Origin of the sequence: Acinetobacter sp. ANC 3813, from assembly GCF_002135435.1 — a bacterium.
GTDB lineage: Bacteria > Pseudomonadota > Gammaproteobacteria > Pseudomonadales > Moraxellaceae > Acinetobacter.
Window position 1 is genome coordinate 30,569 of sequence record NZ_NEGK01000016.1, and the last position, 17,992, is coordinate 48,560.

The following is a 17,992-nucleotide window of genomic DNA, read 5'->3' on the forward strand; positions in this document are numbered from 1 at the left end:
CTCATGGGGAAGTAAATTTAGATTGGTATACCTCATGTAACCGTTGCTTTGATATCGAAATTAGTCAGTACATTTCCTACTTTTCAATCAGCAATTTTGATCGAGATTTAAAACAATTTGAGGGTGGATATGCTTAATAAAGATTTTGGCATGACAAGGCCAGCAGACATATTATTCTCTTGTACGGTTTTAAATCCAGCCGATGAAGAGTACTTGAAGCACCCTATTATCCAGCGTTTTGGCAGTCCAGCACAGCCGATTCATGTTGATCAGTGCAAAGTAGTCATAGGTCGTATTGAGTATGACAGACCTTTAATTCTGCCTATCGTTAATACGGAGCTTGAGCTTGTTCAATGCGCCGTATTACAGGATGGCCTACGAGTGCAAGTTATGCCGGATGGACTGGCCAAAGGCTTTGCCTTATATGGGAATTTAGACCATACGCAGCCGGTTATTATTACTTATTGCTTAGAGGCATTCTATAAGGTTGCGCAGACAGGCTACACCGTTGTATTGGTCGTATTGCCAGCGCTTTGCAATGCCAATAAAACTGAGCTAAAGCCTTTTGACTATGAGCAAATGGCTTTCGTCATTCACCAATTGGCAGAGGCTGGATATACCCATCTTTATATGCCGGTACGCCCTGAATATATCCAACTGGATGCATTCCAAAGCCTTGAGGAAAATACTGCAGTCAGATTATTGAACCAATATACAGAATCCGACGGAAACTCATTTCTAACTGAACTGTATAAGGAAGATGAAGCAGATGAAGTGGAAGCTTTTATCCAGCGGGCTATTGAGCAATTAAATGTAATTCAGCCACTGGCAAAAGGCCATTTGGCCGAGCCTTTCAGAATGGATGATGGCGCATTTCTGCATATCTTAGATACAGGCCTATACCTGATTAAGGAAAAGCGAGATGAAGATGGAGAACTTAAACAGACTCGTACTTTTATCTGCCATCCAGTCATTATCTTAGGCGAAGCGCGCAGTTCGAATAATGATAACTGGAAGCGCGTTATCCAGTTCCAAGATAAGGACAATACGCTACATCGCTTACTCATCCCTTATGAGCATTTCATGGGGGAAGCGCAGGAAGCTTTAAAGATTATTGCCAATCATGGCTTAATGCCGCCACGTCAGACCTACAGGAAAAGTGCATTCATCAGTTACATTCAGGACTACCCGAACGAGCAGCGTTTCCGCTGCGTAGACCGTGCTGGATGGCATGGACATTGTTTTGCTACACCTAATAAAACCTATGGCAACATTGGAGATGAAAAACTACTTTTTCACAGTGACAATAAAAGCCCTTATGCTGTATCCGGGAGCTTTGAAGAATGGCAGGAACTTAGCCGGTTAATTGAACCCCATACTTTGGCAGTCTTGGCATTCTCATGTGCCTTTTCCGGGCAATTGGTTTTACCCTTAGGTGCTGAAAGTGGCGGTTTTCATATATATGGCTCATCCACAGACGGAAAGAGCACTATCACCAAAGCATCATGCAGTGTTTGGGGTAATCCTAAGCATATATCGAAGTCATGGCGCACCACTGACAATGCATTGGAAAATGAAGCTGAATTGAGAAATGACAGCTTTTTAAATCTGGATGAACTACGTCAAGCTGTACCTAAAGCTGTGTCTGATATTGTCTATATGCTGACTGGCGGCCAAGGCAAGGCCCGAAGCAGAAAAGCTGGGAAAAACCGCGATGCCAAGCAATTCAGTCTCATGTATACCTCTACTGGTGAAGTTACTCTTGAGGAACATTTGCGCCGTGGCAGTATTGAACTGGATGCAGGGTTGTTGCTTCGCTTTGCACATATACCTAGCGATGCAGGCAAAGGATACGGCGTATTCGATTGCATTAACTACGGCACCGCACCACAGGACATTGGCAACCGCATTAATGAACTGGCAGCACAGCATTATGGCCATGCAGGGATTAAATGGCTGGAATATTTGACCCAAGATAAAGATGCCGTCATACAGAAAGCACAAGCGCTCATGGATAGTTTTATCGAACAACATAGCCGCATTAAGGGCGGCCAAGCTAACCGCGTAATGCGCCGTTTTGCACTTGTGGCCACTGCTGGAGAGCTGGCCACACAAGCAGGCATTACAGGATGGCAGAAAGAGCGAGCATTTGAGGCTGTAGCGCAATGTTTGGACACTTGGCTAGGTAATCTAGGCAGTGGCGAAAACATGGAGGAAACAAAGAATCTGGAGCACATTCAGGCATTCTTTGAAGCTAATGGTACAAGCCGTTTTGAAGACTTAACAGTAATCAGGCAGGCAGATGGTGAGATGGTACGCCCGCGCATTCATAACCGTGTCGGTTACTACGATCCTGAAAGTAAAGTTTACCTAGTGTCTACAATCATGTTTAAAAAGGAAATGTGTATTGGCATGAATGAAGCCAGTGTCAAAAAGACATTGATCAAACATGGCTGGATTAAGGAGTTTATTGAGGGTGGTAAAAAAATGTATGTGAAGAAGTCCAGCAATGCGCTACCTGATGGCACAAGGCCCCGCATGATGCATTTCAATGTAGAGGCTATGCAAAACGTTGATGGTTGAATATGAAAACATAATTTATTAGGTGAATGTAGTGGGCAAAGTGGACATTGGAATATTCATGGTAACTAAGACGCTGTTATATAAGATTATTGTTATGTCCACTTTGTATAAATATATATATTTTAATAGGTGGACATTGGGTGGACATTACTTGGAGTATTTCTATAGTACAGCACTGTTTAAGACGCCGTATTGTAGACACTGATCATAATGAAAATTAACCATTATCGAATGGTTAAAACGCTTAGAAATAGTGTTCTAAATTAGCATGTTAAAAATGCCGCTTCAGTGCTTATTTATTTTATAATCTGAATGCTTTTTATTTAATTTTTAATATAATAAACAATATGTTAAGTTAATTTTTAATACGTTTTTTGAGCGGCAAGCGGCACACTATATATTACTTTTATTACTCTGAAAAAACCTACCTATAGAATTAGAAAATTATGATTTATAGAGCATTAAAATAGTGAATTAAAAAGATAAAGAATTTTTAGAAAAAATATAATTGTGGAGATATTTTTGAAAAGGTTTTTATTGTTGGGTTAAGCGTAAAGTCATTTAACTTTCATTAAATTAACCAAATTTATAAGGAGTCGTTGCTCCAGCCTTGACTTGAGCAATACTATTTAAAATATCTGATATGTCAGAAAAATTGAGGTCTGGATTATCTTGTGCAATTTTCCCTATATGTATCCAGTACTGGATTTGTTGTTCCGTATTTCGGTTCTGAGCTTCGCCGTATATATGGGCTTGTACTAATACTTCGTTATCTATCTCTAGTGTAGTCAAAGTCATTTTTATCCTCTTGATCAACTATGAATTAAACATGATTTACAGCAATTGTTAAGATTTAGACATAAAAAACGCCCTGCAGCCCGGGTTAAGCCGGTCATACAAGGCGTCTATGATTAAAAATTAACTCCAATCCTATAGTTTGTCAATTTTTCTGTCGTTCATAAGATTAAAAAATGTATTGTGCAATACATTTTTTAGAGTTTCATTTTGCTTTTGTTTTGTTGAATAAATAATGGCTTTCTAGTGCCTGTAATTTGCACTTTTATCAACTATTGAAAGTGGTTTTTGATAGCTGAATCTTATGTACTTTAAATGCCGCTTCAACACCTATTTATTTTTACAATCCCAATGCTGGTTTGTATTTTTTAATGATATTAAACAATGTCTTATGAAAGTATTTAATGTATTTTTTGAGCGGCAAACGGCATACTGGATTTCACTTTTTATTGCTCTGAAAAACCTACCTATAAAATTAGAGCATTATGCTTTATAGAGCATTTAGAAAAAATGGTTATTCGGAGTACCGTGTGTAATTCGTTATCAATTTTTAGACATAAAAAACGCCTTGTGGGCTGGGAAAGTTGCGCCAACCGCTCAAGGCGTCTTTGATTGAAAATTAACTCTATTTTTATAGTGTGTCAATCGTGCGGTTAATAAATTCAGGGCAAAAAAAAAAGCAATTCCGAGTGGGAAAGGCCCTCTATGTGGAATTGCTGATTTTATAAAAAACGCCTTGTGGATCGGGTAAGCCAATCGCCTAATGCGTCTTAGGTTAAAAATTAACTCCAATCCTATAGTTTGTCAATTTTTCTGCCGTTCATAAGATTAAAAAATAGAGCTTTAACTTTTGCCCCTAAGTGTACAAAGTGCGCATACCTAAGCCGCCAGTAATTGCATGTGCAATATCGCGGTCTGCTGGTAATTGTGAAATATTATTCAAGTTTGCGCTGGCCGTCATCACTTGCTGCTCAGATTTGGAATTGATACGGCGCAATGGGCTGGCCTTTTCAATTTCTACATTCTTCACTGCCTTTGGATAATCAGACACAAACATCTGTTTGTTTTCCTTCCGGGCTGGCTGTGCGCTCACAGTGACAAGCTTTGCAGGCTTTCTAGACAGGCTAGCACTTGGCTGGCCAAGATGCTCTACTTTTTTCTTAACCGTATTTAAATGGCCGCGGCGCCGTACATCGTGTGATCTCCATGCGAATGAGGACCCGCTTTTTAATTTGTCTTGTCCATACGCCCAGCCGATATAGTTTTGACCTAGGGTCTTAGAATATTGTTCTGGGTCTGCATTTGGGTTGGCCGCAAATATTTCCTTAGTCTCTTAGCATAGGCTGGATTAGCATCAATCTCCATTGTAAATGCAATAAGTATTAGTAGGCAGAATATGAGCCTTTATATTGGTTCCAGTTTTTAGATATGGAGCAAAGTGTTGATATAGCCTAAGTTGAATGCAGTCCGTACCCAATTACCCTCGGTTAGCACATGGTTCACAGGTTATTTCTGTGGAAATAGCTTATTTTTTATTGTATGTCCACCTTGTTTATTTTTATGTCCACACTTTTATTATGCGGTTTTACATATGAGTAGATGTTATTAATTTTTTAAAATCATATGGATAGGTTGTTAAGTCCACCATGTCCACTTAAAAAGATGCACATATACTAGCAAGTAGGGCTAAAGAATTACATTTATGCCTACTTTGATGAGCTTTTATTTAACTTACTATTGTGTGATTTTTAACTTCTAGTGTTTACTAAATTAAACTTATCGTTTAACGTGCTTTTAACTTAATTTTTTAGGTGTGAATGGAAAAATGTATATACGACAATCACATAAAATTAATTTTTAAACTTATTAAAATATAGGATTTAACTTACTACTATGTCTAATTCTACTTTTACACATCATGATTTGAAGTTATTGAATCCATCTTTTGATTCAAGTTTAGTAGATATCTTAACTGAATTAGAACATCTAAGACGCTATCGTTTAGATGATGGTAGTACGCCTACTTATATCTTCAATGAGTTACGAGATATTTTCCATATTTTAGAAAGTCTTTCATCCGCTCGAATCGAAGGGAACCACACGACTTTAGCAGACTATGTAGAAAGTAAACTGGAGGATCAACCTCAACCAAGTGATCAAATAGCCGAGATTGCAAATATTGAAAGAGCTATGAAATTCATTGAGGAAATTATTAAGCCTGGTGATCCAATTACCGAATATCTTATCCGAGAATTGCATGCAATTACTGTTAATAGTTTAATTAGAGAGGGAGATAAAACTCCAGGAGCTTATCGCTTAGGGCCTGTACGTATATCAGGTGCAGATCATTTACCCCCCTTAGCTCATGATGTTCCTCTATATATGGAGGAGTTAGTTAACTTTGTTAATCAAGATAACCCATCTAAATATGACTTAATGAAAGTTGCATTAGCTCACCATAGATTTGGGTGGATTCATCCATTTGGCAATGGTAATGGGCGTGTAGTTCGTCTCTTCACATATACTCTTTTAATCAAATATGGATTTAACGTTACAACAGGGGGAGGGATTTTGAATCCTACTGCTGTATTTTGTAATGATAGAAATAAGTATTATGAAATGCTTTCAATAGCAGATAAAGGCGATGCTGAAAGCTTAGAACTATGGTGTACTTATGTTCTAGAAGGCATTTTGACAGAATTGAAAAAAATTGATCAATTAAATGAATATGATTGGTTAAAGAAAAAAATTCTCTCCCCTGCTCTTCAAATTGCTATTGAAAGACAACGCGTTACGGATTTTGAAGCACAAATAATTAGATATGGTATTGATCATCCAGAATTTAAAGCAGCTGATCTTGATAATATTTTTAAAGATTCAACAAGAACACAAAGAACGTATCAGATTAGAAAGTTAAATGAAGCAAAACTTATTCAGCCCATAACTCAAGGGTCTAGAAGTTATTATGTCTGCTTTTTACACAACAGCTTGTTTAGGGGCGTTATTGAATGTCTCAGAAAAGAGGGTTTTATTTCTAAACCCCTTGAGGGTTGATAAATTTAAAAAGTCTCCTTAATTGGGGGCTTTTTTATTGGCTGGTACCAATATTCTTAGCTAGCATCTTAAAATGGTATTTTATTAAATTTTTTTATGCATTTAGTGAGCTTTATGAAAAAGAAAACTTTAGAAGAAAAGATAAGGCAAGTCGGATTTTGGACTTTTGGTGGAGTGTTCTGGTATCTGATTATAGCTTTCTTTCTGAAAAGTAGTCACCCAATTTATGAATATAACTTAGATAGAACTGCTGCCTACGATGTCATAAAAGACGCTCTAACCTTAGCTGCGGCCTTCCTTGCACCAGTTGCAGCTTTTGTTCTTTTCACTGACTGGAGAGACCAACACAAAGCTGTAAAGAATGAGAAAATTAGTGAAGAAATTTTAAGAATACTTAATGGTGATTTATTAGTTTTCTATAATTTGATTCCTATAGATTTGAGAAGCACAGATAAATTCAAAGAGAAAAATATATTATTTCATAGACTAGTTGCTGAATTGGCCAATAAAGCCAATGAAATTCAAATTGTTGATGATGAATCTTTAAATTTTAAAAATACTATTCTTTCATTTGAAGAAGATCTTTATGGGTTGTGGGATAGTCTATCGAGGCAAGTACATGCAGCACAGCAACATGAGTCAATAGCTGAGTTTCTTGATACGGTTTCTTGTAATAAGAAAATATTACTATCCGAGATGTGGGAGCAGTCAGCTGAAGAAAATCAAGCTCATTTCGAGAGAATTCAGAGTAAGCTCAGGCTATTAAAACCTCTATGTATTTAATTTTTAGATTCAGCCTACCTAAGTAGGCTTTTTTATGTGTAAATGCCTTTAACATTTCTACTGACAAAATTTCTATATATCTTTGCTTTACAAGGTGTTCATAAGAAAGACCTCTCATGCCACCAATAGCAAGGCATATATACCGATCTGTGTTGCGCCGTGCTCATTTCCTTGATGGACTTGAATTTCATCAAGGTAAATAGATTATTTTATATACCTGGACTATGTTACTACATCAAAACCTGTATATGCCCTTTTCTGTTACCACATATAATGGTGAACGCTTTTTAGTCTAAATAGTTGTCCCTCCATGGTCTATATTTCAATAAATTTTGGATTTCTAATCTAGTGTTAATGCTATAGCTGAAATATAGAATCCCTCTTTATGAGAGAAATACTTATAGTTAATAATAAGTAAATTTGCTATTTTTTATCACATTTAATATCTAAAGTTTCATGGCAAAAGAATGGAAAGATTGGATCACCCTGAAAAGGGATATTTTGAAATTAATATTGATAATATTGATAATTTTATAGAGTTAATTAGGCCTGATAAAGAAAACTTGAAAGAATATTTAAATTATACAAATAAAAATTTGATATTCAGGGGGCAAGAAAACTCTAATTGGGAATTGACTCCCAACTTCTTTAGATCCATTCCTAATTTCTTAGCGCGAAAATTTGATGGCCTTGCTTTTTTAGAGTGGACTTATTTACATTCGTTTGTGAAAGCATGCGATTTAAATGGTGTCCAAATACCTTATGACTCAATGTTCTTTAGAAATGAATTTTTAAATGAATTCCCAAATAGTTGTGCACTAGCTCCATCTAAATGGCCTTTAAAAGAATATTACGAATTATTAAGTTTTGCTCAGCATTATGGTGTTTCTACTCAACTTTTAGATTGGACCCATCAGCCTCTAGTAGCATGTTATTTTGCGGCATCAAATGTTATTAAAAATAGTGATATTTCAGGTTCCTTTTCGATTTGGTGTTTGGATATAGAGAGAATTAATTTATTAAATGATTTTCAAAAGAAAAATATAGAAATAATTAATGTACCTAAATCATTGAATCAAAATATTTCCTCTCAACAAGGATGCTTTACCTTAGTTCGACAAGAAGTGACAAGAGAGTCAAATTGTACCTTTTGTGAAGAAAAGAATAGGATTAAAGAGGTCATGTTAGTGAATGATTTAATAGCTAAAAAAAGACAGCATACAATGATGGCAAAAATTAACTTGCCAAATAAATATGCAAATGACGTACTAAAGTTTTGTGATTCTTATTCGATTAATGCCACTACAATTTTCCGAGGCGTGTTGGGCGCAGCTCAACATGTTCGGGATGGAGTTAATAAAAATCGATTTAAAGAGAATTTAATAGAAAACAAAAAAGCTTAATTAGTCACTTATTAGTCACTGTGATTTGTTTTTTTATTTAAGTTATTAATAATATTAATTTATTTTTTATAAATAACATTCTGTATTGGTAAATAATTTAGTGTCAAAAAAAGCCCTCAGTTTGAGGGCTTTTTTATACTTGAAACTTAATGCTGCAAGGCTGTATGCATCTTGCGCTGAACAAATAGCAGTACTGCGCAAAGCAGGCCTAAAGCGGCGCAAAAACTTAAAATGCCCACAGAGAAGCCATAATAATCAGATAGAAAGCCCACGGCGATAATCGGCAAAATGGTGCCTAAATAGCCTACAAACAGATAGGTAGACATCACTGCCGCGCGGTTGTCTAAATTGGTCATGCCATGAATCATGCCGAATGCGCCCAGCAGCCCTAAACCGTGTCCTAAGCCTGCACCAAACACGCTGACAAAAAACAGCAAGCTCCACTCTGCGCCAATGCAAACCGCCAATAGGCTAAAACTGGCGATAAATGCGATTAATCCCGCATTTAAGGCTTTGCGCGGCGGTATTTTTTTGGCAAAAAACTGCGTCAGCGCAGACACCATTAAAATGCTGGAAATAGTCATACCGCTGATCAGCGGGCCATGCCAAGGAATAATATCTTTGATAAATGACGGCGCAAGAGAAGCAAACAAGCTAAAGGCGGCAAAAGCGCTGAATGCTGTCCATCCGGCAATATGAAACAGGCCGTGATATTGGGGTATCGGGAGCTGTAAATGCGGCGCAGCGGAAAAGGGCTGTTTTTGCGCAGGTTTGGATGGAATACTGAATAAACCCAGCAAACACAAAAGCGCGCCGGCAATAATCGGCAAATACGGCGTAAACAGCGGTTTTTCAGAAAATTGCGCGATGATGCCGCCGGTTAATGGCCCCAGCCCAAAACCGACCACAGTAATGATGGAGCTGAGCTGCGGCGCATTCTGCTTATGGCTGTCTGGAATAGTGTAAATGAGGCCAAGCATGGCAGACGTGCTGATCAGGCCTGATGCTATGCCAACCAAAAAACGGGCCATAGACAGCATCATCGCATTTTGAGACACAGCAGACAGCGCTAAGCCCAGAATTACAAACAGCATGCCGGCTTGCAAGGTTCTTAAAAAACCGAAACTGTTGCTGGCGCGTCCAAAAAACAGCAAAGTCGCCAAGCAGCCAAACATATAGGCCACAAAAATATATGTGATTTGGCTGGGCAGCAGATTCCACAGTTCTTGATAAATCGGGTACAGCGGGCTGGCAAGCGCCGTGCCGACGGTTCCCATAATCAGAGCAAGGCTGACCATAATGAATGGGCGCCAAGATTGAGAATTTGTCATGATGAAGATCACAAAAATATGCTCAAATTCCTGATTAAAATGCAAGAAATGAGAAAATAAAGGGTATTTGAATAGTGTAATCGCGATGCAATCACAGGGTCAAATACTCTTATGTTAAATCTCAGGCATAGCGTTTTAACAGCTTCATAAATTCCGCCAGCTCCGCTTCATTGACAGCTTGCTCCGAACCGATGACGTGGTGGCGTAAATGCGCTTCGATCAGCTCATTCATTAAGCCATTGACTGCGCCTTTAATCGCTGCCGCCTGCTGCAGCACCGCAATGCATTCCGCATCCGGCTGCAGCAGCGACTGTTCAACCGCATTCAGCTGGCCTTGCAGGCGCTTAACACGGTTTAAAATTTTTTTATCTTGATGCAAATGGCTCACACAATGCTCCAAAAATAAATATACTATAGGGGAGTATATTTAAAACTTAAGATAATGCAAAACACTCCTTCTCTACGTGCGCATAGCCATCAATTTGATGAAGGCAATCCGCTTGCTCAGAAACGTATTTTACTGGCCACTATATTAACTGCAGTCATGATGCTGTTAGAAGTGATTGGCGGCTGGATTTACAATTCGATGGCGCTGCTGGCGGATGGCTGGCATATGAGTTCTCACATGCTGGCGCTGGGATTGGCTTATATGGCTTACCGTGCAGCGCGCCATTATGCGCATGATGGGCGCTTCAGCTTCGGCACATGGAAAATTGAAGTGCTGGCAGGTTACAGCAGCGCGATTTTACTGTCTGTGGCGGCTGTATTTATGGCTTTCCATTCCATTGAGCGGCTGCTGTCTCCAGTGCAGATTCATTACAATGAAGCGATCCCGATTGCAGTTTTAGGCCTGCTGGTGAATCTGCTCTGCGCTTGGCTGCTGCATGATGATCCTTCACACCATCCTCATGGGCACAGCCATAGTCTTCATGCGCATCATCATAACGAGCATGATCATGAGGCAGGACATCACCATCATCATGATTTAAATCAGAAAGCTGCATTTTTGCATGTGGTGGCAGATGCTGTAACTTCGGTCTTGGCAATCATTGCGCTGATTGCGGGCAAGTACTTGGGCTGGAGTTTTCTTGATGCTGTTTTGGGGATTGTCGGCTCTATTTTAGTGGCGCGCTGGGCATGGGGCTTAATCAAAGAGTCGGGTAAAACGCTGCTGGATGCAGAAATGGATCATCCTGTTGTGGATGAAATCCGTGAAGTGATTGAAGAATTGCCTGTCTCTGCGTCTATTAGCGATTTGCATGTTTGGAAAGTGGCCAAAGGCAAATTTTCATGCATTTTGGCTTTGGAAACCGAAGACAGTCTGACTGCAGATCAGGTGCGCCGTGCCTTGTCGATTCATGAGGAGATTGTGCATGTTTCGGTGGAAATTAACCAGCCGCCGCTGAGTTCCACGTGAAACCAAGTGTGGCGACTGCTGCATTTCAGTAAGGCTTTGCAAAAAGGATGTCTGAAGCTGCAGAATCCCAGTACACTTTGGACATAAAATTTTGCAGGGTATACATGAAAATGAAAAGAATTGGCGCGATGCTTTTGGCGGCTGCCGTCTCACAATGGGCGATGGCGGATGCCGCTTCTGTACAAAGCCAGCTGCAGAAAAAATATCCGGCTTTAAAAATTGAAAATATTAAAGCCACTGAAATGCCGGGAATGTACAGCGGTTCGGTGGGTGATCAGATTATTTATACAGGCGAAGATGCTGAATATATTCTGGTTGGCTCAATGATCCGCTTAAAAGATCAGAAAAACCTGACCAATGCGCTGATGCTGACACAGAATCAGGCCGATTGGAAAAAATTGCCGCTTAAAGATGCCATTAAAACAGTTCGGGGGAATGGGAAGCGCCAGCTGGCGATCTTTTCTGACCCAAATTGCCCGTATTGCAAACAGCTTGAAGTAGAGCTGAATAGGCTGAATGATGTCACTATCTATACTTTTGTACTGGCGCTGAAGCCGCAATCTGTTGCACCGTCAAAACAGCTGTTTTGTGAAACAGATCCTGCTTTAGCTTGGAGTAATTTGATTTCTAAGGGGATTCATCCAGGCAGTAAGAAAAACTGCGCGAATCCGATTGAGCGCAATCTGCAGTTAGCTAAAAGTTTAGGCGTGAGCGGTACTCCGGCCATTATTTTCTCGAACGGCACAAAATTAATGGGCGCCTACCCTGCTGCTGAAATTGAAAAAATCTGGAAAGAACTGAACTTGTAAGCAAGTTTCAGCATAAAAAATCCCCGCAATAGCGGGGATTTTTTTGAGAAGAATTTATACAGTTAAGCTGAGGTTTTTTTAGAAATCATGTTGTAAATAAACAGAATAATCAGCGCGCCAATGACTGATGCGATAAAGCCTGCTGCGGAGTTTTCACCATATAGACCGAGTAAACGTCCGCCATATGTGGCCAGCAATGAACCTGCAATACCAAGCAAGGTGGTGACGATAAATCCAGCTTTATCCTCTCCAGGATGGATTGCGCGGGCAATTAAGCCTGCAATGAAGCCGACGACAATTGCAACAATAAGTGACCACATGAGTGTTCTCCTTTTTTTATCATGTCTTTGTTTTTACATCATGTTCATTGCTTTATCTTGTTCTAGAAGCCGAGTGAGAAAAAGCGGATTTCAGCTAAGAACTGTTGTTTTTTTGTTCGGGATGTTTCAGGCATAAAAAAAGTGGCGCAAGGCCACTTTTAAGTATCTGCCAGAATCTTAAAGACCGATTTCACCAATAAATGGAATATGGCGGTATTTTTGATCGAAATCTAAGCCGTAGCCGACAATAAATTTGTCTTCAACTTCAAAGCCAAGAAAGCGTACGTTTAAGTCAATTTCACGGCGTGAAGGCTTGCTGACCAGCGTGCATAATTCAATTGAATTTGGGCCGCGGGTTTGCAGAATTTCCAATACTTTGCTCAGCGTATTGCCTGAGTCAATAATATCTTCAACCACTAAAACGTCTTTGCCGCGGATGTCGCCGTCTAAATCTTTTAGAATTTTAACATCACGGCTAGAAACGGTGCCGCCGCCATAGCTGGAAACTGTCATGAAATCGAGTTCATGCGGTTTAGCAATCGCGCGGCATAAGTCTGCCATGAAAATAACAGAGCCGCGAAGCAGGCCAATTAAAACCAGTTCTTTGCCGCTGTTGGCATAATGTGCATCAATGATCGCGCCAAGTTCTTTAACTTTTGCTTGAATTTCTTCAGTAGAAATCAATACGCTCATTTGAACAGTCATGGGTAGATACCTAAAAAGCAAAAAATAAAAAAGGTGTTGACGAGCAACACCTATAAAGATGACTCTAATTTTAATACAAGTTCAGCAAGCTTGCATTATTTTTTCCGCTGAAAATGTAAGCGCTGCGGTTTAGAACCGCTATCACGCCTCAGAATAAGAGCAAGACCCAGCAGCAGGAATAGACTGCTGAGCACTTTCTTCTTTTGCGGTTCAGGCTGCATGGTCTTTGACATAAGCGCATTGCCCATAAATATAGGTGCTGTGAATGTTGCGCTCATCCCCCATCATCATTAAGGCAAATAAGCTGTCTTCCAGCCCTTTGGCGCGGGATTGGCGCAGCTGCTGCAAAGCAGTCGGCTGCAGGTCCAGTACCACAAAATCCGCTTCTTTGCCCAGATTGAAGTTGCCCAGTTTATCTGCTAACTCTAGCGCTTTCGCGCCGCCAAGAGTCGCATGATACAGCGCTTCAAAGGCAGACAGCTTGTCACCCTGCAGCTGCTGCACTTTATAGGCCTCATTGATGGTTTGCAGCTGGCTGAATGAGGTGCCTGCGCCAATATCTGTGCCTAAGCCCACTTTTACCTGCTTTTCCCAAGTTTTCTTTAATGGAAATAAACCACTGCCAAGGAACAAGTTTGAAGTTGGACAAAATGCAATGGCAGAGTCTGTTTCATGCATGCAGTTCCATTCGTGCTCTTCCAGATGCACGCAATGGGCAAAAACCGACTTCGCCCCAGTCAGCCCATAGTGATGATAAACATCTAAATAGCCGTTCTGTTCGGGGAACAGTTCTTTAACCCAAGCGATTTCATTTTTATTTTCACTGAGATGGGTGTGTACATAAACATCCGGGTATTCAGCTTTCAGCTGCCCTGCCCGAGCTAACTGTTCTGGCGTAGAGGTCGGTGCAAAACGCGGCGTAATGGCATATAAATTGCGGCCTTTGCCATGCCATTTTTCAATCAGCTGCTTGGAGTCCTGATAAGCGCTTTCTGCGCTGTCACACAGATCTTCTGGCGCATGGCGGTCCATCATCACTTTACCGGCAATCAGGCGCATCTGCATCTGCTGCGCCGCTTCAAACAGCGCATCGACCGATTGCGGATGAACCGTACAGAACACCAGCGCCGTAGTGGTGCCATTTTTGAGCAGCTCCTGTACAAAAAAAGCAGCCATTTTTTGGGCGTAGGCAGGATCTGCAAATTGCATTTCAGTGGGGAATGTATAGGTATCCAGCCATTCCAGCAGCTGTTCTCCGTATGCGCCGATCATTTCGGTTTGCGGAAAATGAATGTGGGTATCGATAAAACCGGGAACAATCAGCTGGTCTGGATAATGCTGGACTTGAAGATCAGGCGGCAACTGTGCCTGCCCATCTTGCCAAGGGCCAAACCATTTGATTTTGCCGTTTTCACTCAGCAGTAAACCATCTTCTACATATCGCACTTGGTCGTGAAGATCACGCGCTTGGGCAACCGTATTCTGAATATCGAGGAAGCGACCGCGAACCGCCGTCGTTGCAATTACAGAAGACATTGATAACCTGTATGTTTGAATTTTTTCGGTTGATTGTACCGTAAAATGACCAGAGAAGCGCCCATATTGCAGCGCAAAACGATTCTATAGAAACTGTTTGGTGAGCTTTGTTATGCAATCATCTACCTCTGCTTTGTATCATGCTGAGCTGCAAGCGTTTATTCAAGTGCATGCGGAGTTGATGCGCATACTTCATGTCCTGCGTGACGTTGAACCTCAGGCTTTTATTGCCGCTGGCGTCATCCGCAACAGTATTTGGGCGCATCTGCATGGACAGGCGTATCTGATGCATCAGACTGAAATTGATGTGGTGTATTTTGATGTGCAGGATGATGGAACAGGCGAACAAAAGATCCGTGAACAGCTAGAGGCGCGCTTTCCTCAGATGGTTTGGGATGTTGTGAATCAGGCGCGGGTGCATCATTGGTACCGCTTGGAGCATGGCGGCTGCATTGCGCCGTATTGTTCATTGACTGAAGCTTTGGCGGCATGGCCTGAAACTGCCACAGCTGTAGCGGTTCAGTTAGATGCACAGGGGCAATGCCAGATTGTAGCGCCATTCGGGCTGCAGGATTTATTTGAGCTGAATTTAAGGTGGAATCCTGCAATGGTCAGCTATGCAGTGTTTCAGCAGAGGTTTGAAAGCAAGGCTTTTTTAAGCACATGGCCAAAGTTAAAAATGATTTCTGCTGAACCTGGAATATAAAAAAGCCCTCCATGCGAAAGGCTTAGTTTGATTTGTTTTCAGCGTATTTTTAAATCATCGCTAAAGCTTAAATCGTCGTCTCATTGTGCTTCTTGCTGTGGCGGATCGACAGCCAAGCAGTAATTGCCAAGACCAATACAATAAAGCCCAGTGAGATCCAAATTGGCATGTGGAATACATCCAGCATCAGCATCTTGAAGCCAATAAACAGCAGGATAATGCCTAAGCCATACGGCAAGTAATGCATTTTAGTGGCGGCGCCTGAAAGCAGGAAGAACATTGCGCGCAGGCCTAAAATTGCCATCAGGTTAGCTGTTAAGACAATGAACGGATCTGAGGTCACTGCAAAAATTGCGGGAATGGAATCTACAGCAAAAATGACATCTGAAGCTTCGACCAATATCAGCACTAAAAACAACGGTGTCGCCCACAAAACGCCGTTTTGACGGACAAAGAATTTGTCTTCATGCATTTGCGGCGTGATGCGCATGTGCTTGCGCAGCCACTTCAGAATCGCCATATCTTCAATGTTTTTGTCTTCATCGTCATCTTGGCCTTTTAAGAACTTAAAGCCTGTGTAGACAAGGAATGCGCCGAAGATGTACAGCACCCATGAGAATTCCTGAACAAACCATGCGCCAATGAAAATAAAGATGGTACGCAAGACAATTGCGCCAAGTACGCCGTATAACAGCAATTTACGCTGCAGCGCAGGAGGAATGGCAAAAGCGGCAAAGATCATCAGCCAGACGAAAACGTTATCGACCGCCAGTGATTTTTCTAAGAGATAGCCGGCAAAGTATTCCATGACCTTGGTATTGGCAATGGCTACACCAGCGGTTTGCTGTAAATAGAGCCAGAGTCCGCCGCCAAACAGGGCTGCAACTGAAACCCAGGCTATACTCCAATAGGCTGCAGTTTTAAGTTTGACTTCTTGACCTTTGTTTTGCTTAAAGCCTAAAAAGTCCACAATAAGCATGACGGTGACTAAGCCGAAAAATGCCAGATAGAGCCACAAAGAGCCAATTGTTTCCATGTAAATCCTCCACATTTGACAATCGGCCATAAAAAAACCTTGACCAGTTGCCAAATGAATAAAACATCTGTAACAACATGATCAAGGTCTTGCCTACATTGTCATCGGGTAGATGGGCAATGCTCAGATACCGACTTTTTGCAAAGTGTAATGACGATATTCTGACACGCAGGCAGGGTTAACCGTACCGCGTTTGGAGGAGGCTACTCCCCTTGTTCAACTAAATTTTGTTTTGGACACTGTCCAAATATGCGTCAAGCATGGCAGATTTAAGTCCAATACGCAAATTTTTGATTCAAGATCAGCCTCAATGCTTATCTGGCATAAAATCACGGCGCTGCACCAGTACTGCCGCCAGCACAACTCCCAGTACTGCCAATACTCCGCCAGCTAAGCCAATATTGGCTAAGCTCGAATGCGCTGTGACGATGCCGCCCAGCAAAGCCCCGGCCCCTATGCCAACATTGTACAGTCCAGAATAAATTGCCATAGCGACGTCGGTTGCGTCCGAAGCCAAATTTAAGGTTTTGGCTTGCAAGGCCAGACTGAAGCCGATAATGCCGATGCCCCAAAATATGCACAGGATGCTGAAGCTGCCAAAATGCGGTGAAAGCGGCAGCATCAGCAACATGGAAGCCGCTAAGAAAGCTGTAAATAATGGAATTGCCAATTTGGGAAACTTGGCGCCAAATTTGCCAAACAGATACGATCCGATAAACCCTGCTCCGCCAAAGATCAGCAGCAGCGCGGTTGTCGCTGCTGATGAAAAACCGGCAATATTCAAAGCAAAAGGTTCAATGTAGCTGTAAGCGGTAAATTGCGCCGTAATCACAATGACGGTAAGGGCAAAAATCATCATCAGGCTTGGGCGCTTGGCAAAGTCTTTTAAATTGTTCAGTGAGCCTGAGTTCTGGCTTGGCAGCTGAGGCAAGGTTTTGGCTAAGGTCAGGCAGATCGCCAGCGCGCCGATGGCGATTAAAGCGAAGGTGTTGCGCCAGCCATAAATTTCTCCAATCATGCGCCCAAAAGGAATTCCCAGCACCATGGCCAAAGCCGTGCCCGTCGCCAATAAGCCCAGCGCCTGAAACTCTTTGCCCTGCGGCGCTACCCGTACGGCCAATGAGGCGGTAATCGACCAAAACAGCGCATGTGAAATGGCAATGCCAACGCGGCTCAGCAGCAGCGCATTAAAGCTCCACGCCAGATAAGACAGCACATGGCTGGCAATAAATACAGCAAATAAGCTCAACAGCAGAAAGCGCCGTTCAATATTCTTGGTCAGCAGCATCATGGGCAAAGAAATCGGTGCAACAATCCACGCATACAAGGTAATCATGATGCCCGTTTCAGCAGCAGTCATATCAAAGCTGCCGCCGATATCACTGAGTAAGGCCACGGGTATAAATTCGGTGGTATTAAAAATAAAAGCAGCAAAAGCCAGTGTGATGACACTGGCCCATTGTCGCCGTTCACTGGGAGCAGAATGGGGAGATGTGGACAATGACATAGGTCAT

General features: G+C 41.5%; 17 protein-coding genes. 7 read left to right on the forward strand and 10 right to left on the reverse strand.

Features of this window, described 5'->3' with window-relative positions; translation table 11 throughout:
- Positions 1-129 precede the first annotated feature (129 nt).
- Positions 130-2,583 (forward strand): DUF927 domain-containing protein, encoded by a 2,454-nt coding sequence (locus tag B9T34_RS17720; protein WP_171265238.1) that lies wholly within the window; start codon positions 130-132, stop codon positions 2,581-2,583.
- Positions 2,584-3,159: 576 nt separating this feature from the next.
- Here the strand turns inward: B9T34_RS17720 and B9T34_RS17725 are convergent.
- Both B9T34_RS17725 and B9T34_RS17730 read right to left on the reverse strand, forming a co-directional pair.
- Positions 3,160-3,381, reverse strand: coding sequence for a TA system antitoxin ParD family protein (locus B9T34_RS17725; protein WP_086214453.1), 222 nt, complete (start codon positions 3,379-3,381; stop codon positions 3,160-3,162).
- 853 nt (positions 3,382-4,234) lie between these two features.
- The gene (locus tag B9T34_RS17730; protein WP_086214454.1) at positions 4,235-4,435 is read right to left on the reverse strand and encodes a hypothetical protein; all 201 of its coding nucleotides are present in this window, start codon (positions 4,433-4,435) and stop codon (positions 4,235-4,237) included.
- A gap of 836 nt (positions 4,436-5,271) precedes the next feature.
- On the opposite strand from B9T34_RS17730, the gene B9T34_RS17735 reads away from it, so the two are divergent.
- From B9T34_RS17735 to B9T34_RS17745, 3 genes are all read left to right on the forward strand, one after another.
- Positions 5,272-6,432: a Fic family protein gene (locus B9T34_RS17735; RefSeq protein ID WP_086214455.1), complete on the forward strand. Its 1,161-nt coding sequence runs from the start codon at positions 5,272-5,274 to the stop codon at positions 6,430-6,432.
- A 114-nt stretch (positions 6,433-6,546) separates the two neighbouring features.
- A complete protein-coding gene (locus B9T34_RS19080) occupies positions 6,547-7,215 on the forward strand; it encodes a hypothetical protein (RefSeq protein ID WP_228147482.1) in 669 nt (222 codons plus the stop codon).
- A gap of 467 nt (positions 7,216-7,682) precedes the next feature.
- Positions 7,683-8,618 (forward strand): FRG domain-containing protein, encoded by a 936-nt coding sequence (locus B9T34_RS17745; protein WP_086214456.1) that lies wholly within the window; start codon positions 7,683-7,685, stop codon positions 8,616-8,618.
- Between the two features lie 146 nt (positions 8,619-8,764).
- On the opposite strand, the gene B9T34_RS17750 is transcribed toward B9T34_RS17745, so the two are convergent.
- Together B9T34_RS17750 and B9T34_RS17755 are read right to left on the reverse strand one after the other, a co-directional pair.
- Positions 8,765-9,949 carry an MFS transporter gene (locus tag B9T34_RS17750; RefSeq protein ID WP_086214457.1) on the reverse strand — a complete coding sequence of 395 codons (1,185 nt, stop codon included), beginning with the start codon at positions 9,947-9,949 and terminating at the stop codon, positions 8,765-8,767.
- A 121-nt stretch (positions 9,950-10,070) separates the two neighbouring features.
- Positions 10,071-10,337: a metal/formaldehyde-sensitive transcriptional repressor gene (locus B9T34_RS17755; protein ID WP_086214458.1), complete on the reverse strand. Its 267-nt coding sequence runs from the start codon at positions 10,335-10,337 to the stop codon at positions 10,071-10,073.
- A gap of 54 nt (positions 10,338-10,391) precedes the next feature.
- On the opposite strand from B9T34_RS17755, the gene dmeF reads away from it, so the two are divergent.
- Entirely contained in the window at positions 10,392-11,366 is a 975-nt protein-coding gene (gene dmeF, locus B9T34_RS17760) for a CDF family Co(II)/Ni(II) efflux transporter DmeF (protein ID WP_086214459.1), read from the forward strand.
- Between the two features lie 104 nt (positions 11,367-11,470).
- Entirely contained in the window at positions 11,471-12,175 is a 705-nt protein-coding gene (locus tag B9T34_RS17765; protein ID WP_416202724.1) for a DsbC family protein, read from the forward strand.
- Between the two features lie 62 nt (positions 12,176-12,237).
- Here B9T34_RS17765 and B9T34_RS17770 read toward each other — a convergent pair whose 3' ends face one another.
- The 4 genes from B9T34_RS17770 to guaD form a co-directional block, all read right to left on the reverse strand.
- Complete coding sequence (locus B9T34_RS17770) at positions 12,238-12,495, reverse strand: GlsB/YeaQ/YmgE family stress response membrane protein (protein ID WP_086214460.1); 258 nt, start codon at positions 12,493-12,495, stop codon at positions 12,238-12,240.
- 177 nt (positions 12,496-12,672) lie between these two features.
- Complete coding sequence (hpt, locus tag B9T34_RS17775) at positions 12,673-13,200, reverse strand: hypoxanthine phosphoribosyltransferase (protein WP_086214461.1); 528 nt, start codon at positions 13,198-13,200, stop codon at positions 12,673-12,675.
- Positions 13,201-13,295: 95 nt separating this feature from the next.
- Positions 13,296-13,433 carry a hypothetical protein gene (locus B9T34_RS18910; RefSeq protein ID WP_171265239.1) on the reverse strand — a complete coding sequence of 46 codons (138 nt, stop codon included), beginning with the start codon at positions 13,431-13,433 and terminating at the stop codon, positions 13,296-13,298.
- Positions 13,411-14,736 carry a guanine deaminase gene (gene guaD, locus B9T34_RS17780; RefSeq protein ID WP_086214462.1) on the reverse strand — a complete coding sequence of 442 codons (1,326 nt, stop codon included), beginning with the start codon at positions 14,734-14,736 and terminating at the stop codon, positions 13,411-13,413. The genes B9T34_RS18910 and guaD overlap by 23 nt, the downstream gene beginning before the upstream one ends.
- A 112-nt stretch (positions 14,737-14,848) precedes the next feature.
- Here guaD and B9T34_RS17785 point away from each other — a divergent pair, with 112 nt between their 5' ends.
- Entirely contained in the window at positions 14,849-15,442 is a 594-nt protein-coding gene (locus B9T34_RS17785) for a nucleotidyltransferase family protein (protein WP_086214463.1), read from the forward strand.
- A 67-nt stretch (positions 15,443-15,509) separates the two neighbouring features.
- Here the strand turns inward: B9T34_RS17785 and B9T34_RS17790 are convergent, their stop codons facing one another.
- Together B9T34_RS17790 and B9T34_RS17795 are read right to left on the reverse strand one after the other, a co-directional pair.
- Positions 15,510-16,478: a TerC family protein gene (locus B9T34_RS17790; RefSeq protein ID WP_086214464.1), complete on the reverse strand. Its 969-nt coding sequence runs from the start codon at positions 16,476-16,478 to the stop codon at positions 15,510-15,512.
- Positions 16,479-16,785: 307 nt separating this feature from the next.
- Positions 16,786-17,979: a sugar transporter gene (locus B9T34_RS17795; protein ID WP_416202725.1), complete on the reverse strand. Its 1,194-nt coding sequence runs from the start codon at positions 17,977-17,979 to the stop codon at positions 16,786-16,788.
- Positions 17,980-17,992 lie beyond the last annotated feature (13 nt).